Source organism: Chryseobacterium indologenes, from assembly GCF_018362995.1.
GTDB classification, from domain to species: domain Bacteria; phylum Bacteroidota; class Bacteroidia; order Flavobacteriales; family Weeksellaceae; genus Chryseobacterium; species Chryseobacterium indologenes_G.
On sequence record NZ_CP074372.1, the window covers coordinates 4,839,413 to 4,860,279 of the forward strand.

The 20,867-nt window shown below is 37.2% G+C and carries 17 protein-coding genes; 15 read left to right on the forward strand and 2 right to left on the reverse strand.

What is annotated here, in order from left to right:
- Positions 1–49 precede the first annotated feature (49 nt).
- The 8 genes from DYR29_RS21990 to DYR29_RS22025 all read left to right on the forward strand — a co-directional run bounded on the left by DYR29_RS21990 (position 50) and on the right by DYR29_RS22025 (position 12,780).
- Complete coding sequence (locus tag DYR29_RS21990; protein ID WP_213278539.1) at positions 50–880, forward strand: CPBP family intramembrane glutamic endopeptidase; 831 nt, start codon at positions 50–52, stop codon at positions 878–880.
- Between the two features lie 41 nt (positions 881–921).
- A complete protein-coding gene (gene rdgB / locus DYR29_RS21995; protein WP_425394600.1) occupies positions 922–1,497 on the forward strand; it encodes an RdgB/HAM1 family non-canonical purine NTP pyrophosphatase in 576 nt (191 codons plus the stop codon).
- Between the two features lie 68 nt (positions 1,498–1,565).
- Entirely contained in the window at positions 1,566–2,480 is a 915-nt protein-coding gene (locus tag DYR29_RS22000; RefSeq protein WP_213278540.1) for a ribonuclease Z, read from the forward strand.
- 7 nt (positions 2,481–2,487) lie between these two features.
- Positions 2,488–3,258, forward strand: coding sequence for a TIGR02757 family protein (locus DYR29_RS22005; protein WP_425394601.1), 771 nt, complete (start codon positions 2,488–2,490; stop codon positions 3,256–3,258).
- A gap of 11 nt (positions 3,259–3,269) precedes the next feature.
- On the forward strand, positions 3,270–3,824 hold the full coding sequence (locus DYR29_RS22010) for a DUF1003 domain-containing protein (protein WP_047423643.1): 555 nt from the start codon (positions 3,270–3,272) through the stop codon (positions 3,822–3,824).
- A gap of 204 nt (positions 3,825–4,028) precedes the next feature.
- The gene (locus DYR29_RS22015) at positions 4,029–6,389 is read left to right on the forward strand and encodes a choice-of-anchor L domain-containing protein (protein ID WP_213278541.1); all 2,361 of its coding nucleotides are present in this window, start codon (positions 4,029–4,031) and stop codon (positions 6,387–6,389) included.
- 168 nt (positions 6,390–6,557) lie between these two features.
- Complete coding sequence (locus DYR29_RS22020; RefSeq protein WP_213278542.1) at positions 6,558–10,136, forward strand: choice-of-anchor L domain-containing protein; 3,579 nt, start codon at positions 6,558–6,560, stop codon at positions 10,134–10,136.
- Between the two features lie 286 nt (positions 10,137–10,422).
- Positions 10,423–12,780: a choice-of-anchor L domain-containing protein gene (locus DYR29_RS22025; RefSeq protein ID WP_213278543.1), complete on the forward strand. Its 2,358-nt coding sequence runs from the start codon at positions 10,423–10,425 to the stop codon at positions 12,778–12,780.
- Positions 12,781–12,910: 130 nt separating this feature from the next.
- On the opposite strand, the gene rsmA is transcribed toward DYR29_RS22025, so the two are convergent.
- Positions 12,911–13,681 carry a 16S rRNA (adenine(1518)-N(6)/adenine(1519)-N(6))-dimethyltransferase RsmA gene (gene rsmA, locus DYR29_RS22030; RefSeq protein WP_213278544.1) on the reverse strand — a complete coding sequence of 257 codons (771 nt, stop codon included), beginning with the start codon at positions 13,679–13,681 and terminating at the stop codon, positions 12,911–12,913.
- 91 nt (positions 13,682–13,772) lie between these two features.
- On the opposite strand from rsmA, the gene DYR29_RS22035 reads away from it, so the two are divergent.
- The 7 genes from DYR29_RS22035 (at position 13,773) to DYR29_RS22065 (ending at position 19,294) form a co-directional block, all read left to right on the forward strand.
- Positions 13,773–14,672, forward strand: a complete 900-nt coding sequence (locus tag DYR29_RS22035) for a cell division protein FtsX (RefSeq protein ID WP_047423638.1) — start codon at positions 13,773–13,775, stop codon at positions 14,670–14,672.
- A 2-nt stretch (positions 14,673–14,674) separates the two neighbouring features.
- Positions 14,675–14,971 (forward strand): DUF3098 domain-containing protein, encoded by a 297-nt coding sequence (locus tag DYR29_RS22040; RefSeq protein WP_142719366.1) that lies wholly within the window; start codon positions 14,675–14,677, stop codon positions 14,969–14,971.
- 96 nt (positions 14,972–15,067) lie between these two features.
- Complete coding sequence (locus DYR29_RS22045) at positions 15,068–15,886, forward strand: undecaprenyl-diphosphate phosphatase (protein WP_047423636.1); 819 nt, start codon at positions 15,068–15,070, stop codon at positions 15,884–15,886.
- Between the two features lie 24 nt (positions 15,887–15,910).
- Positions 15,911–16,609: a tRNA pseudouridine(55) synthase TruB gene (gene truB / locus DYR29_RS22050; protein ID WP_213278545.1), complete on the forward strand. Its 699-nt coding sequence runs from the start codon at positions 15,911–15,913 to the stop codon at positions 16,607–16,609.
- A gap of 80 nt (positions 16,610–16,689) precedes the next feature.
- Positions 16,690–17,184, forward strand: a complete 495-nt coding sequence (locus DYR29_RS22055) for a hypothetical protein (protein ID WP_213278546.1) — start codon at positions 16,690–16,692, stop codon at positions 17,182–17,184.
- Complete coding sequence (gene rluF / locus DYR29_RS22060; protein WP_213278547.1) at positions 17,184–17,906, forward strand: 23S rRNA pseudouridine(2604) synthase RluF; 723 nt, start codon at positions 17,184–17,186, stop codon at positions 17,904–17,906. The genes DYR29_RS22055 and rluF overlap by 1 nt, the downstream gene beginning before the upstream one ends.
- Before the next feature lie 167 nt (positions 17,907–18,073).
- The gene (locus DYR29_RS22065; RefSeq protein WP_213278548.1) at positions 18,074–19,294 is read left to right on the forward strand and encodes a YncE family protein; all 1,221 of its coding nucleotides are present in this window, start codon (positions 18,074–18,076) and stop codon (positions 19,292–19,294) included.
- A gap of 57 nt (positions 19,295–19,351) precedes the next feature.
- On the opposite strand, the gene DYR29_RS22070 is transcribed toward DYR29_RS22065, so the two are convergent.
- Positions 19,352–20,614, reverse strand: a complete 1,263-nt coding sequence (locus DYR29_RS22070) for a helix-hairpin-helix domain-containing protein (RefSeq protein WP_213278549.1) — start codon at positions 20,612–20,614, stop codon at positions 19,352–19,354.
- Between the last annotated feature and the right edge of the window lie 253 nt (positions 20,615–20,867).

Consider the following 20,867-nt stretch of genomic DNA (forward strand, 5'->3'; position numbering starts at 1 on the left):
AGTCAAAAAAATTATCTTTGTTTCTATATAAACTTTTTACAGAGAAAGGATGGAAAATAGCAAATATCCGAAGTTTACGTTCACATGGTTTGGCGGTGTTGTTTTGGTGGTTGGATTATTCGTGGGAACAATGGCTGTTTCTTTATTCAGCACCCTTTGGAAAGTTGTTTTCAGGGAAAATATTGAATTGAAGGACTGGTTTCTGATGGTAGCAAATTCTGTAGGATTCCTTACTGCTATTGCTTTTTTTGATTTTTTCATTGTAAGACGTACCACCCAAAAGAAGCTTAACTTCAATTTATCATCCGTTAACTTCTCTACCTATCTTCTTATTTTTCCAATGATGGCGGGGATGATGTTCATTTCAGAATTTATTGCCGCTCAGATTCCTACTACAGGACCTTTTTTTGGAAAGTTTTACGAATATTTTACCCAACTGATGAGTCAATTGACCGATAATCCTGTGGTAATGATCATTATGACGGTAATCATGGCTCCGATTTTTGAGGAAATTATATTTCGAGGGATTATCCAGAAAGGATTGATCAATAAAGGAGTAGAACCATGGAAAGCAATTTTATATGCTTCCATTATTTTTGGAGTGGTTCACGGAAATCCATGGCAGTTTATCAGCGCAGTGATGCTGGGCTGTGTGCTGGGACTGGTTTATCATAAAACAAAATCTTTACTGATGCCTATACTGCTGCACGCGTTCAATAATTTAACTCTGTCGCTGTTGGTACTTTACGGTAAAGATGAAAGTTTCGCAAAAGTTCTTAATGTTTCAGAATGGCTTGTACTGGCCGTAGGAATTGTACTTTTCTCTTTATTCTATTATCTTTTTATGAAGAAGTATAAAGTGCATTATGCTGAAATGTAAGTAACCAGGCTAAAAAAGTAAAATTGAAAATGAATATAGAAATGGAATTATTAGTAGCTACACACAACGAACATAAAAAAGAAGAAATCCAACAGATCCTGGGAAGTGATTGCGTTGTGAAAAGTCTTACCGATTACAATATTCACGAAGAAATTGTGGAAGATGGAGATTCTTTTCATGCCAATGCCCTGATCAAGGCAAAATACTGCTTTGAAAAAACAGGTATTCCAAGTTTGGGAGATGACAGCGGTCTGGTAGTAGAGTCTTTGGATGGAAGACCTGGTATCTTCTCTGCGCGTTATGCCGGAGATCACGATTTCGCAAAAAATATCGAAAAGGTATTGGAAGAAATGAAGGGGATAGAAAATAGAAAAGCGTATTTCGTCACCGTTCTCTGCTACTATGATGAAAAAGGAGCTCAATATTTTGAAGGCAGGGTGCACGGAAACTTACTGACAGAAAATAAAGGCTTTAAAGGATTCGGATATGATCCTATTTTTGTTCCTGCAGGGTATGACAGAACCTTTGCAGAGATGAATCCGGAAGATAAAAACAAAATCAGCCACCGCAAGCAGGCCTTAGATTTATTTATGGATTTTTTAAAAGTGACTGATTAAGTTTAAATATCAGGGTGAACTGACCATTTAGATTTTCTATCGTACATTTGTTATAATAAATTATTGATTTGAGTACTTATTTAACAATATTAGGTTTTAATTCAGCGATTCCAACCATCAATACATCACCCACAGCCCAGCTGCTGGAAATGGAAGAAAGACTCTTCCTCATTGATTGTGGAGAGGGAACACAGGTGCAGTTGAGAAAAGCAAAAGCAAGATTTTCAAAAATCAATCATATTTTTATCTCCCATCTTCATGGGGATCATTGTTTCGGGCTTCCGGGACTTATTGCTTCTTTCCGTCTTTTAGGAAGAGATACTCCGTTGCATGTTTATGGTCCGAAAGGGATTAAGAAGATGTTAGAAACCATTTTCCAGATTACAGAAACCCACCGTGGTTTTGAAGTGGTCTATCATGAATTGGATAAAGATTATTCCGAAAAAATATATGAGGACAACAGAGTAGAAGTATATACTATTCCGTTGGATCACAGGATTTACTGTAACGGTTACCTTTTTAAGGAAAAACCTAAAGACAGACATCTGAATATGAAAGAAATTGCCAAATACAGCGAGATTGAAACCTGTGATTACCATAATATAAAAGCAGGAAAAGATTTTGTACTGAGCGATGGCTATGTTCTTAAAAACGAAATTCTCACTCTTGAGCCTGTTGCGCCGGTATCCTATGCATTTTGCAGTGATACCCGCTACCTTGAAAGTGTTATTCCGATTATTAAAAATGCTACCGTTCTCTATCATGAATCCACATTTTTACATGATCTGAAGGAAATGGCCGATTATACAGGGCATACCACGGCATTGGAAGCGGCAACTATTGCTCAGAAAGCTCAGGTTGAAAAACTGATTTTAGGGCATTTTTCCAACAGATATGGTGATCTGACGGTATTTACCGATGAAGCAAGAAATATTTTTCCCAATACATTTTTACCAAAAGCATTGGAAAGTGTAAAGATTTAAAATGAATATGCTGAAATTTGAAGAACTCAGAGATTTTCTCAACGAAAAGGCAGATCAGTATAATGCTCCTGATTTTATTGAAAATGATCCCATACAGATTCCTCATCGTTTTTCTTTAAAACAGGATATTGAAATTGCAGGATTTCTGGCGGCTACAATTTCCTGGGGAAATAGAAAATCGATCATTAATTCTGCGGACAAAATGCTTGATATTATGGGGAATTCTCCCTATGATTTTGTGATGAATTATTCAGAAAAGGATCTTGAAGATATTCAGGATAAAAGTATTCACAGAACTTTCAATGGACAGGATTTTTCCTACTTCATCAGACAGTTCAACAGAATTTATAAAGAAAATGAAAGCTTGGAAAATCTGTTTGAAGTGAAAGAACCGGAGAATAATTTTCTCCACGCCATAGAACGGTTCAGGAGCGGTTTTCTGGAAACAGAAAAGCACAGAAGCCATAAGCACATCAGTTCGCCCTACAAAAACTCTTCTGCCAAAAGGATTATTATGTTTTTGCGGTGGATGGTGCGTAAAGATAAGCGGGGTGTGGATTTTGGAATCTGGGAGAATATAGATCAGAAGAATCTTTCCATTCCTTTGGATGTGCATACCGGAAATATCTCCAGAAAACTGGGATTGGTTTCCAGAACACAGAATGACTGGAAAACGGTGGAAGAACTGGATGCTGCCATTAGAAAATTTGATGAAGCAGATCCTGCAAAATATGATTTTGCCTTGTTTGGATTAGGAGTTACCAAAGAACTGTTGTAAAAATATAAAGGATGAAAAAATATAACGAAAAAACAGAAGTTCTTGAAAAAATAGCGGATAGTATTACATCATGGATAGGGTCTATTCAGTCTCTGATTGTGCATACTCTGCTGTTTCTTACTTCGTTTCTGCTTCCGATGCTGCATATTGTAGATTTTGATAAGATGCTTCTGATCCTTACTACAGTACTGTCTCTGGAAGCTATTTATCTGGCTATTTTTATCCAGATGTCAGTGAATAAAAGTCACGAGAAAATTGAAGATATCCAGGAGGATATTGAAGAGATCAGTGAAGATATTGAAGACATTCAGGAGGATATCGAAGAGATCAGTGAGGATATTGAAGAAATCAGCGAAGATATTGAAGAGATCAATGAAGATATAGAAGATATCCAGGAAGACATTGAAGAGATCAATGAAGAAGAGGAAGAAGAAGACCACAATGAAAGAGCAAAAAATGTAATATTGAGGAGCAATGTCAACTCTAATAAAAACGAAATAAAGGCTTTAAAAGATATTATTTCTCAGCTGCAAAATGAAATCGAGCAATTGAAAAAAGAAGAATAACTGCAACTGAATTATGACAATAAAATATAAACAGATCAATACAATTGGTCTGTTTTTTTATAAATTTCTGCTCCAGAGTGATTTACGGAAAATGTAATGATAAGAAAAAAATCTTATGAATCTAGGTGTTTATTTGAAAAATAGTAACATTAAAGGCTGATTTGTTATTGTTATTTTTGCTACATTTGAACAAATGAAAACAAAATGTTAATCTATAGACTAAAAAACTATTTTTTCCTTTTTTCTTTTATATTGATTTCTGTTTCTGCATTTTCTCAAACGAGACCAGTCAGAAAATCAGAAAAGATAAAACCTTCTGCTGCCAGTCTCAGGGCCGGAGCATTCATAGATGTGAATGTACCTCCGTACGTCCCTTCAAATTATACACCTGAGCAATTGGTGAAGAATATTTTGATCAACGGCGGTACCAATTGTACAACAGCCAATGTTACCAATGTTACAGTATCTCCTAATCATGATGTGACTAACAGCAACAGATTTTGGGGATATTTTCATAAAGGAACAACAAATTTTCCTTTTACTGATGGTATTGTCCTGACAACAGGGTATGCTTCGGAAGCTGGTAATAATTATATATCAGCTGTTGGGCAATCTACAGGAACCGGGAGTGATGCAGACCTTGTTGCCGCTACAGGAGCCAACGTTAGTTTAACGGATGCTGTAGCGCTTGAATTTGATTTTGTACCGAATTCCAACCAGGTGAAGTTCAACTATATATTTGCTTCCGATGAATATACTTCGAATTATCCATGTCTGGGTTATTCTGATGCTTTTGCATTATTGCTGAAGAAAGTGGGGGACCCTACCTATACTAACCTTGCGGTGTTGCCGGGAACAGCAGGCCCTGTAAGTGCTACCAATATTGTTCCTGCCGGCAATGGATTCAGTTGTGGACCTATCAATGCAGCTTATTTTGGAGGATTGGCAAACCCGCATCTGCTTATTAATTATTTTGGAAGAACAACACCTTTAACAGCTGTAGCAGACGTAATTCCAGGACAAACGTACCATTTTAAAATGGTATTGGCAGATGCAAAAGATTCTACCCATGATTCAGCTGTATTCCTGGAAGGAGGATCTTTTGATGTCGGAATTAAAATTGTAGATGAAGCCGGGGCAGTTTTACCTGGCAGCATCAACATGTGTGACAATACACCAAAGCAATTGAAAGCACAGGTAGCAGCCATTCCGGGAATGACGTATCAGTGGTATAAAGACGGAGTTGCCATTCCGGGAGCAACCAGCGCTATTTATGTTGCCACCCAGCCAGGAGTATATACCGTAAAGGTAATGGTTCCGGGCAATCAGTGTCCTAGTGAAGCAACCGTTACCATTATCGGAGGAACGAGTCCTACAGTACAGAATGCTGTGCTTAAGCTCTGTACAACACCTGCACTCAGTACCTTTAATTTAGAAACGGCAAAACCTCTGATCAGTACAACACAGGGAGCGGTATTCCGTTTTTATGCTAATCAGGCTGATGCACAGGCTCAAAATAATAGTTATATTACCAATCTGACAACCTATAATGGAACAGATGGACAGATATTATATGTACTGGTTTCCAATGGAGCTTTCTGTAGTAAAATTGCAACTTTAACATTAAGAAAAGAAGAAACTCCAACGGCATTGCTTACAGCTCCTAGATTAAAAATCTGTGCAGGAGAATCTGTGTTATTAACAGCTTCTGGTGGAGTAACATACCAGTGGGGTGATTCTGCAGCCACTACAGGTGGAATAAGAACTGTAAGCCCTACCCAGACAACAACATATACCGTATATGCTATCGGAGCACAAGGTTGTAAATCTCTTCAGCCGGCACGTATTACAATAGAAGTAGTACCGGCTATCGTTTCAAACTTGAAAGGAGGACATATCTGTCAGGGAGATAAAATCATTCTGGATGCAGGTTCAGGTCCTGGATATACCTATCAGTGGAGCAATGGAGAAACAGGTCAGAGTATTACGGTTTCCACTCCGGGAGAATATTCAGTAATGATAAGCAATGGGGTGTGTTCAAAAGAGTTTAAAGCACAGGTCATTAAAGCAGTGATTCCTGAAGTAATAAAAGTAGACTATAATGAAAATGGGGTAATGATCATTACAGCGAGCAATCCAAGTAATGGTACTCTGGAATATTCGGTGGATAACGGAGTTACATGGCAGTCTTCCAATGTATTTAACAATGTCCCTAAAAATAAAGTCATTTCAATCAGGGTGAGAGTTAAATTCACAAGTTGCGTAGGATTCCTTGAATTCTTTACATTCGTTATGAAAAATGTAATCACTCCAAATGGGGATAATATTAATGATATTATTGATTTCAGTGGAGTGGTCAACTATAAAGATTTCAGCGGACAGGTTTTTGACCGATACGGAAGAGAAGTCTTCAAAGCTGAAAAGATAAGACCATATTGGGATGGATATTTCCAGGGTAAAAAACTGCCTACTTCCACCTACTGGTATCAGGTAACCTTTGAAGATCCTGCGAGTAAAGAAGTTACGGTGAAAACAGGATGGATATTACTTAAAAATATAGAATAATTAAAACTATAATCGAAAGACTGACTATTTTGTCAGTCTTTTTTTATTATATTAAAATAAATAGAGTTGATATCCTAACATAAATAAATTTGCGTTAGTAATAATGTAAATTGTGTTAACTTGAATTTCAATTAAAAAAAATAGTATTTTTGTTTAAAATAATATAAAATGTTAAATAGGAGGAGAGGAAATTTATTTTTAGCGTTATTTTTAGTTTTCATAGGTAACTTTATTTTGGCTCAAAATAGAGGAAGGGTAGAAATTGCGAGAAAACCTAGTGCTGCTTCCTTGAGAGCAGGTGCTTTTATAGATGTGAATGCACCAAGCTACCCGGAATCAGGCTATCCTATAACTCAGCTAATCAATGATGTTCTTATATCAGGGGGTAGCACCTGTACCAGTTCAAGTGTAAGCAATGTAACGGTGTCTCCAAACCTACCAGCTTCCAATCAGAACCGAAGCTGGGGATATTTTAATAAATCAAATACCAATTTTCCGTTTAGCAAAGGAATTATACTTTCTACCGGATATGCCAATAAAGCAGGAAATACTCTTCAGGGAACTTTAAGCGATGACCTGGGAACAGGAGGAGATGTAGATCTGGCAAACGCTTTGGGAATAGGGAATAATAACCTGACCAATGCTACCTCTATTGAATTTGACTTTGTTGCGGCTTCTACTGAAATTACTTTCAGATATTTATTTGCTTCAAAGGAATATCAGCAGAACTTCCCATGTACCATCACCGATGGTTTTGCCTTGCTTCTGAAAAAGGTATCTGATCCTACTTATACCAATCTTGCAGTGCTTCCGGCAGGAGCAGGCCCTGTAAGTGTAACGAATATCCACCCGCAGTATCAAAACTGCGGACCTAAAAATGAAGCCTATTACGGAGGTACCAATACCGCTCAGATTGAAACCAATTTTAACGGCCGTACCATTCCTCTTACGGCAAAAGCAACTGTAATCCCTGGACAAACGTATCATTTTAAAATTGTTCTTGCCGACTATCAGGATCCCAACTTTGATTCTGCCGTATTTTTGGAAGCAGGATCTTTCGATATTGGAGTGAAAATTTTAGACCCGGCCGGAGCACAGCTGCCTGCATCTGTAAATATGTGTGATAATACACCACAGACCTTTACAGCTTCTGTTCAGGGACCCAATATAACCTATCAGTGGTATTTGGGAACCAATCCGATTGCTGGAGCTACCAATGCAAGTTATACGGCAACAGCACCAGGAGTTTATACTGTTAAGGTTTTTATTCAGGGAAACAGCTGTCCGGGAGAGGCTACCATTACAGTAGTGGGTGGAACATCTCCAACAGTACAGAATGCGACGTTAACGGCCTGTTATGCTGCCGGAAATGCTACATTTAATTTAACATCAGCACAAGCTTCAATAAGTACAACTCCGGGAGCTGTGTTTTCATATTATGCTACCTTGGCAGACGCTAATGCAGGAAATACAAATACAATTCCAAATCCCACAGCTCATCAGAGTGCAGGTGGAACGGTGTATGTAAGAGTAGCAAACGGTTTCTGTGCAAAAGTAGCACAGCTTCAATTGGTGAAAGCACCACAAATGATCCCTACTATTGCCCCTCCGGCAGTACTTACCTGTGCTAACTCTCAGACTACACTGGATGCATCAGCTTCCGTTTATCCGGCAGGTGCTACATTCAACTGGACGACTACTGGAGGAAATATTGTTTCAGGAGGAACTACTTTAAATCCTGTTATCAATGCTGCGGGAACCTATACTTTAACTATAACAAAAGTCTATCAGCCAGGAAATATTAGTTGTACAGCAGTGGGTAACGTAACGGTAACAGGAAACAGTGCTCCACCAGTTACAGGACTTACTGCAAGCAAAATAAAAATCTGTAAAGGCGGGTCTACAACACTTACCGCAACAGGAGGTGCTACCTATAACTGGGGCAATGGCCTTACCGGAAACGGAAATACACAGGTGGTTTCACCTACCGTTACAACTACTTATACTGTAACAGCAGTAGGTGCTAATGGCTGTGTGTCTCAAAATCCTGCCACTATAACAATTGAAGTGTCAGAACCTTTTACAGCACAGAACGCAATACTACATAAATGTTATCAGCCAGGATTAACTTATAATCTCACAGAAGCTCAGCCTCAGATCACAACTACAGGTGGAGTTACTTTTACTTATTATATAAACCAGGCTGATGCCATTGCTGCTAACGGAAACTTTATTGTAACCCCTACAGCATATACGCCGCCGGGAGGAAGCCAGACGATTTATGTTTTGGCAAGTAATGGAGGTTGTAGCTATGTAGTATCTCTGCAATTATTAAGCACGGCTCAAACTACTCTTACAATTGCTGCACCACAAACAATTACTTGTACGACTCCTCAGATTACAATCAATGCTTCCGCATCAGTTGTACCTGCAGGATCTACTATTGCATGGACAGGAGGGACTATCGTCTCAGGAGGTAATACCCTTACCCCTGTTGTAAGCGCTGGCGGTACCTATACTTTAACCGTTACGAATGTATCACAGCCAGGAAACCTGAGCTGTACCTATACTTCAACAGTAACAGTACAGGAAGATAAAGTACAACCGGTTGCCGCTGTTGTTTCGTCAGTGCCTCGTATTTGTATAGGTGAATCAGTAACATTAACAGCTTCGGGAGGAGTAACCTATAACTGGGGGAATGGTCTTACAGGAAACGGAAATACTCAGCTAGTTTCACCTACTGTGACTACGACATATACAGTATTTGCCGTTGGAGCTAACGGATGTATTTCTGCAACACCAGCATCGGTTACAGTTCAGGTTGGTCCGCCTATCGCAGGACTTACCGCATCCAAATTAAAAATCTGTGAAGGGGAATCTGTGACATTGACTGCTTCAGGAGGAATTACTTATAACTGGATAGGACTTACCGGAAATGGAAATACACAGGTTGTTACTCCTACCACAACAACAGAATATTCAGTATTTGCATTGGGAGGAAACGGATGTAGCTCTGTAAACCCGGCTAAAGTTACCATCGAAGTAGTTCCGGCAATTGTTTCTACATTGAAGGATGTATTTGTTTGTGCCGGAGATAAAGGAACTCTTGATGCAGGTCCGGGACCAAATTATACGTACTTATGGAATACAGGAGCAACTACCCAGACGATAACAACTAATGTTGCGGGTGCTTATTCTGTAATAATCAGTAATGGAGTATGTTCCAAAACATTCTCTGCCCAGCTGATTAATCCTGATCTGCCACAATTTACCAATGTTGTATATGATAATCACATTCTTACCCTTACGGCAAGTAACCCGACGGGAGGTGTTTTAGAATTTTCAATTGATGGAGGATTAACATGGCAGCCATCGAATATATTTACCGGTATACTGAATAATACAATGTATACTCTGATGGTAAGAGTAAAAGGTGCTAAATGCGGTACTTCACTGGACTATTTTACATTCGTGATCAGCAATGCTATTACTCCTAATATGGATGGTGTAAATGATACTATCGATTTCACAGGAATCAGCGGATATAAAGATTTTGCAGCTTCTATCTTTGACAGATATGGGGCTGAGGTATTTAAAGCTTCGAAAGGCGATGTTATCTGGACAGGATCTTTAAAAGGAATTAACCTTTCTACAGGGACATACTGGTATAGAGTACAGTGGGAAAACCCGGCCAGTAAGAAAATGGAACAGCGCTCAGGCTGGATTCTCTTAAAGAACAGAAACTAGAATTTATTAAAATAAAAATAGACAACAAAATCTTTCAGCAATGAAAGATTTTGTTGTTTTATATGGGAAACGTTATTGTGTTTTGTGAATTATTTAAAATAGAGGATAAATATGTTAAAACAATTTATAACACGATGCTACCACATTGTTTATGGTTTGTACGAATAGGGATTGATTAACGAAAATTTACTTTAAAAGGTTCATATATTGTTTTTTTATGGTAAAAAATACAAATATGTATGTGAGATATTTAAAAAAAAATTAAATTTGTTGAAACAAAAATATTATGAGAAGATATCTACCGCTTTGTTTATTTTTTTTAGTCATCTCGACTTTTTTATTTTCACAAGATCTACCGCCCAGGAAACACGTAAAGGAAATTCCTACAGCAGCCTCCAGAAGAGCAGGTGTTTTTATTGACGTTAATGCTCCGCAGTATCCTGAAACTGCTTACACTATTGAAAAAATGGTTAAAGATGTATTGATCTCATCCGGGACCAATACCTGCCTTACTCCCAATGTAAGTAATGTGAAGATCACTCCTAATCATGCTGCAAGTAATGCAGACAGAGCATGGGGATATTTTCATAAGGCAACAACCAATTTTCCTTTTAAAGACGGGCTTATTCTTTCTACAGGGTATGCAAGAAGAGCAGGTAACACTTTTGAAGGAGGACTGAGTGATGTCAACGGTGGAGGTTCAGATGCTGATCTTGCACAGGTGATCGGAGTAGTGGAAAGCAGATTGAATGATGCTGTTCTTTTGGAATTTGACTTCGTTCCAACAACAAGTCAAATTAAATTTAACTATCTGATTGCATCCGAAGAATACACAGGTTCATTCCCTTGTACTTTTGCAGATGCATTTGCGATCTTATTGAGACCTACTTCGGGCGGACCTTATGTGAATATGGCTGTACTTCCCGGAGGTGCCGGACCTGTAAGTATTACGAATATCCACCCTGCAGTACCAGGCAGCTGTGGAGCGGTAAATGAACAATATTTTGCCGGTTACAACACAGGTAACGTTGAAACCAACTTTAATGGAAGAACAATTCCATTAACTGCTACAGCAACCGTAGTAGCAGGACAGCAATATCACTTCAAAATGGTAATTGCCGATTATAGTGACCACAGTTATGACTCTGCAGTATTTCTGGAAGGAGGATCTTTCAATATTGGAGTAGACCTTTTAGACCCTGCAGGAACAAAATTGCCTTCTGATATTAACGTTTGTGATAATGTACCTCAGGTAATTACTGCTTCTGTAAATGATCCTAACCTTGTATATCAGTGGTATTATAATGGGGCACCTGTTCCTAATGCTACAACCAATACAATTACGGCTGTACAGCCAGGTACTTATACCATCGAAGTAAGTGTTCCGGGGAATCCATGTCCGGGTAAAGCTAGTATTCAGATTCATGGAGGAACAACTCCGCAGGCTCAGGATGCTACATTACTGCTTTGTACCACACCGGATATTACGACTTTTGATTTAAGCACAATTACCTCTACCATCAGCCCGACACCAGGAGCAATTTTTAAGTTCTACGTAAATCAGGCGGATGCAATTGCACAGAACGGTAATTATATTCAGACTCCATTAAACTATAACGGTAACGACGGTCAGATTCTGTATGTTGTAGTTTCCAATGGTGGTTTCTGTAGTAAAATGGTTGAATTGAAATTACTGAAAGAAGTAACCCCAACCGCTAAAGTAAAAGCTTCCAGAATAAAAATCTGTCCGGGAGAATCTGTAACCCTTACTGCTGAAGGAGGAGATACTTACCAATGGAGCAACTTCATGGGAACAGGAGATACGCAGACTGTTACTTTATATCAGACAACAACATTTACAGTATATGCCATTGGAACAAAAGGTTGTAAATCTCTTAATCCGGCAACAATAAGAATCGAAGTTACTCCGGAAATCACTTCACCATTAAAAGATGTTGAAATGTGTGTCGGTGATAAAGTGACTCTTGATGCAGGTGCAGGACAAGGCTTTAAATACCTTTGGAGTACAGGGGCAACAACACAGAAAATTGATGTAGACCAATGGGGTATCTATTCCGTAGAAGTTGATAACGGAATTTGTAAGAAAGTTTTCGAAGCTAAAGTATTGGGTGCAGCTACGCCTTTTGTGACTGGATTAAACTATGAAAGCATCAAGAAAACAGTAACGATCACGGCTGAAAACCCTCCGATGAACAATTTGCCAAGTACTTTGGAATATTCTATTGACAACGGAATCACCTGGCAGGATTCAAACGTATTTAGCAATCTTTTAGACAATACAAATTATACTGTTTTGGTAAGAAGAGTAGGGACGCATTGCGTAGGATCTCTTGAATTCTTTACCCTGCAGATCAACAACATTATTACTCCGAACGAAGACGGAATCAATGACGTACTGGATCTTAAAGCTCTTGGAGACTTTAAAAACTTTACAGGTTCTGTGTATGACAGATATGGAGTGGAAATGTTCAGATTCTCAAAAGAAAAACCTATCTGGGACGGAACAGTTGGAGGTAAGAGACTTCCTACAGCAACATACTGGTATAAGTTCAACTTTGAGTATCCGAAATCAAAAGCTCAGATGAACTGGTCAGGATGGATCATGCTGAAAAACAGAAACTAGAATTGATAATGTAATATAAAAGAAAGCCTTTCAGATTTATTTTGAAAGGCTTTCTGCTTTTTAGGTGTAAAGTTTACGATCACTTAATCCAACAAAAAAGCTCCTTTAACAGGAGCTTTATTATTGAAGTTTATTGATTTTCTTTCCAGAGATTAGCGAAGTGTATAAAATCTGCAACACTGAGTTCTTCCGCTCTCTTATCCAAAAACTCATGGCCTTTTAAAGCTTCTGGAATATTTAAGGATTTCAATGCATTAGACAATTTTTTTCTTCTCTGGTTGAATCCTGTTTTTACAATCTGCTTAAAAAGAATTTCATTGCCTGCAAGACCTTCCTTTGGATTTCTTGTAAGACGGATGACTCCGGATTTTACTTTTGGTGGCGGATTGAAGACATTTTCATGTACTGTAAACATATAGGATACATCATAATAAGCCTGTATCAGAACAGAAAGAATACCGTAATCTTTAGTTCTCGGAACGGCTGCCGTTCTCTCAGCCACTTCTTTCTGAAACATTCCTACCATTTCCGGAATCAGTTGATAATGATCTACAATCTGAAACAGGATCTGAGAAGAGATATTATAGGGGAAATTACCAATGATGGCAATCTGATCATCTTTGATAAAACTGAAGTCCTGTTTCAGGAAATCTCCCACAAAAGTCTCTTCAGTAACCTTTGTATAATTTTTTTTCAGGTATTCGATAGACTCTGTATCGATCTCTGCAAGGTAAATGTTCTGATCTTTTTCAAGAAGATATTTGGTAAGAACTCCCATTCCGGGACCTACTTCCATGATGTTATTATAGTTCTCAAAACTAAGACCTTCTACAATTTTTCTTGCGATGTTTTCATCTGTCAGGAAGTGCTGTCCAAGATGTTTTTTTGCTTTTACACTCAAGGTTTTTTATGATTTTATTAACAATGATTTTCTTTATTTCGTCCCAAATTTCGGAAGTTTTTTTCTATTTTAGCCAAAAATTTTAATATTAATGGCTAAATCTGTAGATGAATTTAATAAGAAAAGGCTTCGGTCCAGCAATATTACAGTAGTGATAAGTATTGCCTTAGTGTTATTTTTGTTAGGATTAATGGGGCTTATTTTAATTAATGCCCAGAAGTATTCTGACTATATCAAAGAACAGTTGGTGGTGAACGCCTACTTTGATGAAAATTATGATGCTAAAGATTCTGTAAAAATTGCAAAACTGGAGGAAGAAACTTTTAAAAAGGTACAGACACTAGCTCCGGTAAAAAAAGCAACCTATATTTCAAGAGACATGGCTGCAAAAGAAGCCAAGAAAAGTATGGGAATTGACAGTGATGCATTGTTTGAAGAAAATATCTTCCCATCTTCTATTGAAGTTGCTTTAAAACCTGAATTCGTAGATCCGGCAAAAATTGATGAGGCTATTAAAGAGATCAAATCAGTTCCAGGAATTATCGATGTTAAGAACGACAGTACCCTGATGGTAGATGTTTACAATAACCTGAGCAGGATCTTAAAGTGGATCTTCGGATTTTCAATTCTGTTCCTGGTATTGGCTGTTGTATTGATCAACAACTCTATCCGTCTGAAAATATTTTCAAAGAGATTTATTATTAAAACAATGCAGCTGGTAGGAGCGAAAAGAAGATTCATCCTTAAGCCTTTCATCATAGAAGCCATCATTTTAGGAGCTATTGGCTCTGTAATTGGTCTTATAGCTTTAGGTGGTGTCTGGTATTATTTCACAAGCCAGATTGGTTCTGCTTTCGTACAGGACAACAACCAGTATTTCTGGTTAGTAATCTTGGTATTGGGAGTAGGAGTTTTTATCTCTGTCTTAAGTACAATTTTCGCTACATGGAGGTTCTTAAAATCAAACGTTGACGATTTATATTACTCTTAACAATGAGCAAAAAAACAAATAAATTTTCCGCTTCAGACTTTGGACATGAAGCTGAAGTACCACAGCAAAACGCTTTCTATTTCGGACCGCAGAATTTCAAGTGGATGCTGATAGGACTGGCATTTATTGTCGTAGGATTTCTATTGATGATGGGCCCGGACGCCAATACGGTAGATGGTAAATTTGACCCGAACTCATGGAATGATGATATCTTTTCTATCAGAAGAATCAGAATAGCACCTCTGTTTGTTGTTATAGGATTTGTAATAGAAGTATACGCTATCTTAAAAAGAAAATAAATAAATTTTTATATTTTGAGATTAAGAGATTAAGAAATTGAGAGTGATGCATTCTGAATTTCCGGATCTCTTAATCTTTTAATTTTTTAAAAGAATATGGATTTAATCAAAGCAATTATTATTGCCATTGTAGAAGGGTTAACGGAATATCTTCCGATTTCTTCTACCGCACACATGGGATTTACGGCCAACCTTATGGGTCTTGAAGAAACAGAATTTTTAAAAATGTTTCAGGTATCCATTCAGTTTGGAGCTATTTTATCAGTGGTAGTGGCCTACTGGAAAAAGTTTTTTGACTTAAACAATATTCAGTTCTATTTTAAACTTGCTTTTGCTGTAGTTCCGGCGCTGGTTTTAGGATATTTATTTGATGATAAAATTGAAGCTGTGCTGGGGAATCAGATCGCTATTTCTTCAGTGTTGGTTTTAGGAGGTGTTGTTTTACTGTTTGCTGACAAATGGTTTAAAAACCCTAAAATAGACGACGAAAAAGGAATTACCATAAGAAAAGCAGTAACCATTGGTTTCTGGCAATGTCTTGCGATGATGCCCGGAACAAGCCGTAGTGCGGCTTCTATCATTGGAGGAATGACACAGGGGCTTACCAGAAAAGCTGCTGCAGAATTCTCTTTCTTCCTTGCTGTACCTACCATGCTGGCAGTAACGGTATATTCAGTTTTTGTTAAAACCTGGGGAAAAGAAACGGCAAATCCGCAGAAAGGATATGAAATGATTATGGCGTCACAGGACCACATTATGATCTTTGTGGTAGGAAATGTTGTCGCGTTTATCGTAGCACTTATCGCTATCAAAGCATTCATTGGAGTGCTTAATAAATACGGATTTAAACCTTGGGGCTGGTACCGTATTTTTGTTGGAGTTGCTCTATTGATTTATTTTTATTTCTTTAAATAAGAAATTACTCATTTATACCCATTCATGACTGCTGAAGAACTGAAATCAGGATACATTTTTTTATTGGATAAGCCTTTGGACTGGACTTCCTTCCAGGCTGTCAATAAAATGAAATATAAACTTAAAAGGGAGTTTGATCTTCCTAAAAAATTTAAAATCGGGCATGCAGGAACTTTAGATCCCAGAGCAACAGGGCTTCTGATTGTCTGCTGTGGAAAATTCACCAAGAAAATTACTGAAATCCAGGATGCTCCTAAAGAATACTGGACGGAGATTAAGATCGGAGTACAGACAGAATCCTACGATACTGAGAAACCGGAAATCCTTCATCAGGATATCTCTCATATTACTGAAGAACAGGTAAAAGAGGTACTGGAAAAGTTTGTTGGAGAAATTGAACAGAAACCACCCGTTTATTCAGCCATTAAAATTGATGGTGAAAGAGCTTACAATCTAGCAAGGGCTGGGGAAGAAGTGGAAATGAAGGCCAGAAAAACCACCATTCATTATATTAAAGATGTTAAGATAGATTTTCCTTTAGTAAGTTTCATGGTAGGCTGTTCAAAAGGAACCTATATCAGAAGTCTTGCACACGATATAGGGCAGGAATTAGGAGTAGGAGCCTATTTGACTCAATTAAGACGTACTAAAATCGGAGACTATGCTATTGAAAACGCTACAGATCAGTTTTTAAATAACGAGTACAGATTTGAAAATCTATGAAAATAAAATTATCCTTTTTCATATTTGTCTTCGTTTTTTTTAAGACATTTTCTCAGGATACAGAATCTGGAAAATCAAAAATGGATTTTTATTTTAATCCTTCCCTTAATATCGGATTTAATATTAAGAAGAAAGACCAGATCAACAATTCGCAGTATATTGAAAACAGATCCTCATTAGGAAATCTGACTTATGGTTTTACTACTATTGGAGGATATAATTTTCTTCCTAACTTTGCATTAGGAACCGGAATCAAATATAGCTTTATACAAGATAATTATCATCTGATTTATTGGGTTATTCAGCCGAAGATCATTTTTTCTCCCGGAGAAAGACCATTTTACATTGATATTAATTATGGAAAGCAGCTTAATCACTCCGTTGTTTCAGATACTGAATTTTGGGGCGGCAGATTGGGAATGCAGGTTTCTTATTCAAAAAGATTGAGTCAGGAAGGAGGAATTGTTTTTGAATCACATAAACTCAAAGATAGAGCTGATGGATTTTTCATAGGATTAAGCTATGGAATTACAATTTTCAGCAATAAAAATTATACCGGCTACGGAAAAGACTAATGGAAAAAACGCGCATCAATAAATATTTATCAGAAGTAGGATACTGTTCCAGACGAGCAGCAGATAAGCTTTTGGAAGAGGGCAGGATCAAAATAAACGGAAAAATTCCCGAGATGGGAACAAAAGTTTCCGATGAAGATCTTGTGGAAGTAGATGGTAAAGCTATCAGAGAACCTCAGGAGAAGCCGGTATATATCGTTTTTAATAAACCGGTAGGAATTGTATGTACTACGGATACAAAACGTGAGAAAAATAACATCGTAGATTATATTAACCACCCGAAAAGGATTTTTCCTATCGGAAGATTAGATAAGCCAAGTGAGGGACTGATCTTACTGACAAGTGATGGTGATATCGTTAATAAAATTCTGAGAGCCCGTAATAATCACGAAAAAGAATATATTGTTCGTGTAGATAAACCGATCAATCCGAGATTTTTGGAAAAAATGCGCAATGGAGTTCCTATTCTGGATACCGTAACCAAAAAATGTGAGGTAGAAAAGATTGATGATATGAATTTCAGAATTGTTCTTACTCAAGGACTCAACAGACAAATCCGGAGAATGTGCGAATATCTCGGATATGAAGTCAAAAAACTGAAGCGAATCCGTATCATGAACATCAAACTAGACCTCCCGATTGGAAAATGGAGAGATCTTACAGATGATGAACTGAATGCACTGAATTCTATGCTTACAGATTCCAGTAAAACATTCGACTAAAACTTATACTATACTTTAGCGGTTTCCCTCTATTTCCCAGTATCAATTGCTGGAAATACTAATGAATTATTTTTATTTCATAATTTTTCACATATTGGTGTAATATATTTTATTTTTCACAAGAAATATATTATATTTATAACAATAACACTTATAACCTGAAAATCATGAAATTAAAATTTATTGTAGCCCTTTTATTTGTGACTTTGATAACTTTTACCAGTTGTCTAAATGAGCACGATCCGGATCATTCACATGATTCTTCCTTTTACATTGATTACAGAAGCTTAAAAGGATTACCAGACGGAATTGCCGTTATAGAACTCGATCCTGAAGCCCCGAATTTTGGAAATATCAGCAGCAGGCTTGAATTGGGTGTTGGTGTATTACCACATCATATTTATTATAATCAAAACGCAAAAAAAATGTTCACTACTGCTTTGGGTGGCAGTTATCTCTATGAGATAAAAACGGGAAAAGATCAAAATGGGCTGCCAAAATTAATTGATGCAACGCCTATTGATACTGGTGAGAATACGGTAGGAGAAAATATATTTTTCACAACTGACGGAAGGTATTTTATGACCTTTATGGGAGGGGCAGGAGGCCCTAAGGATGGCAGCATAGGTGTTTTTAATGCTAATAATAATCAACTGATCAAAACAATTAAAGCACCAATTCAGGCTAATCCCAATAAGTTTATAATGTATCCGCATGGTATTTCAATTAATGAAGAAAAAGGATTAATGATGGTCAGCTCAACCATTCATCCGGACCTCACTACAGGAATGGGCAATACCTGTACTTTATTAGATCTGAACACTTATGAAATAAAAGAAACCTATCAGGTAGCAGACTCCCCAACTGATTTATCTGCTCCTGTGGAAGTGTTATTATTACGCGGAAAGTTTCCACAGTATGCACTTGCTACAACAATGCTTGGCGGAGATATCTGGATTGCTCCATACAATACTGCCACTAAAAAATATGATGCTTTTACTAAGATCTTTGACGGAAGCACAAAAGGTTTAGGCTGGGCACTCGAAATGTATATTGATGATTCAAACAAACTGTATGTGAGTTTTGCAGATCCTGGAAAGGTACTTGTCTTTGATATAAATAATCTTCCCCAATTAAAGCTTTTAAAGACTTTTGATGCTGATAAAGGAGCACACCATATGGCTTTCTTTAAAACCAAGTCAGGAAAAGAAGTGGTAGCAGTACAAAATAACCTGTTGGATCTCCCTAATCTGAACTCAGGAACCATTAGTGTAATTGATATCAACACAGGAAAAACCTTAGGTACAGTCGATTTGCGTAACCGCTATGGAATATTGCCGGAATCCATTGAAGGCACCAATGGACCAAGCAGTTATATGCATCATTAAATCCGGGGTAATATTTCAGAAACGATTCCAAAAATAATATTTTGGAATCGTTTTAAGCTATTTTACATATAATCTCATTCTTTCTTCATACTCAGGTTTCAGTTTTAAAAGTTTCCATATTTTTCTATCATCAGGATTACTGATACGGTAGAAAATGATTTTGTCTGCAGAATATTTGAAATAGGGATGATTTTTAAGCCATTCTTCGGGGGCATCCACTAATGAATATCTGGGTACATCTGAGGAATTTAATGGTGCAATTGAGATCAGCTTTTGAACAAGATCTTGATCAATATTGTATGTACTTAAAATCTGTTGCTTATTGATAAAGCCCCCTAGTTTTTTTCTGAAACCGATAATAGAACCCGCGCTTCTTTCATCCAGTCCAAATTCTATAAGTTGTCTGAAAGTAATTTTATTGAGATCTGTTTTTGAAAAATCGGTTTTTTCCTGCTGCTTTTCCTGGAGTTTGATATAAGGTTTCATTTCCTGAAATTTCTCAGCAGAAATCACAAAACATTTCTGCAGATCGTCTAGGCTTTTAAAGCTTCCCCGTAGATTTCTGTCCCGGTAATTAATGATGGTAATGGCTTGCTTTTCTGAAAATCCAAAAGCTTTCCAGCCCTCCAGATCCAGTTGATTAGGATCAAAAGAATGGTACTGGATTTTGGTTTTAACCGTACTGTTCTTTGCTGAATTTTGAAAAGTTTCAGGAGTTTTTGCAGGTAAAAGTAAATAAGGCTCCAGCTTGCTGTAATTTTCCGGAGAGATGATAAAACATTCTTTAAACTTCTCCTTGCTGATAAAGCTGCCTCCCAGATAATTTCTGTATTTTAAAATAGCTTCTGCCTGTCTTTCACTGAAACCCATTTTTAGCCAGTCATTAGCAGAAAACCGATCAGGATTGAATTTCCCTGAAATCGTAATTTTTTTCTTTCCATACGCATTGAATCCTTTTGGTTTTCCATTCTCTGTTATTTCAGGAAGTAAAATGAATGATTCCAACTCCCTGAATTTCTCGTCAGAAATAGCGTAACATTTTTTCAACTGTTCTTTTGACATAAACTTTCCCCCTACAATATCTTTATATTTAAGAATTGTAGCAGTCTGCTTTTCTGAAAAACCAAGTTTCTGCCATTGCTCTTTGTCCAGTGTATTGGGATCAAAATCTGATAGTTTCGCAGAATTTGAAGAACTAGTAATAAACTTTACATCAGGAAAAGGTTCTTTTTCCCGGCTGGTATATTTCTGATAGGCCAATAAAATAGTCAGCAATGTGACCATAAATGCCAATTTCTGGTAATAGCTTTTTCTCATCATGAAGTAAAAATATCAATAAGAATTAAGCGTGTCAATATCTGATAATGAATTGGTTAAATATGATATACAGATTGTGTTTAATGCTTATGAAGCAATCAGAAATATCATCTTTTATATGATATAATTTCGTAATTGAGAGTGAATGTTGTGATTAGAGTTTATCTGTTTTTTGTTTTTAACACGACATGTTTTGTCGTTGTGTGTGAATAATTTTGCATTTAAATAAAACAAATGTCAATATAAATAAAGTGGA

Excerpts from the sequence above, each read along its gene's own strand:
- DYR29_RS22040 (WP_142719366.1), top strand. The coding sequence starts at position 14,675 with ATGAGCAAAAAAACAAATAAATTTTCCGCTTCAGACTTTGGACATGAA.
- truB (WP_213278545.1), top strand. The coding sequence starts at position 15,911 with ATGACTGCTGAAGAACTGAAATCAGGATACATTTTTTTATTGGATAAG.
- DYR29_RS22015 (WP_213278541.1), top strand. The coding sequence starts at position 4,029 with ATGTTAATCTATAGACTAAAAAACTATTTTTTCCTTTTTTCTTTTATA.
- DYR29_RS22035 (WP_047423638.1), top strand. The coding sequence starts at position 13,773 with ATGGCTAAATCTGTAGATGAATTTAATAAGAAAAGGCTTCGGTCCAGC.
- DYR29_RS22025 (WP_213278543.1), top strand. The coding sequence starts at position 10,423 with ATGAGAAGATATCTACCGCTTTGTTTATTTTTTTTAGTCATCTCGACT.
- DYR29_RS22045 (WP_047423636.1), top strand. The coding sequence starts at position 15,068 with ATGGATTTAATCAAAGCAATTATTATTGCCATTGTAGAAGGGTTAACG.
- DYR29_RS21990 (WP_213278539.1), top strand. The coding sequence starts at position 50 with ATGGAAAATAGCAAATATCCGAAGTTTACGTTCACATGGTTTGGCGGT.
- DYR29_RS22020 (WP_213278542.1), top strand. The coding sequence starts at position 6,558 with ATGTTAAATAGGAGGAGAGGAAATTTATTTTTAGCGTTATTTTTAGTT.
- DYR29_RS22065 (WP_213278548.1), top strand. The coding sequence starts at position 18,074 with ATGAAATTAAAATTTATTGTAGCCCTTTTATTTGTGACTTTGATAACT.
- rdgB (WP_425394600.1), top strand. The coding sequence starts at position 922 with ATGGAATTATTAGTAGCTACACACAACGAACATAAAAAAGAAGAAATC.
- DYR29_RS22010 (WP_047423643.1), top strand. The coding sequence starts at position 3,270 with ATGAAAAAATATAACGAAAAAACAGAAGTTCTTGAAAAAATAGCGGAT.
- DYR29_RS22070 (WP_213278549.1), bottom strand. The coding sequence starts at position 20,614 with ATGATGAGAAAAAGCTATTACCAGAAATTGGCATTTATGGTCACATTG.
- DYR29_RS22005 (WP_425394601.1), top strand. The coding sequence starts at position 2,488 with ATGCTGAAATTTGAAGAACTCAGAGATTTTCTCAACGAAAAGGCAGAT.
- DYR29_RS22055 (WP_213278546.1), top strand. The coding sequence starts at position 16,690 with ATGGATTTTTATTTTAATCCTTCCCTTAATATCGGATTTAATATTAAG.
- rluF (WP_213278547.1), top strand. The coding sequence starts at position 17,184 with ATGGAAAAAACGCGCATCAATAAATATTTATCAGAAGTAGGATACTGT.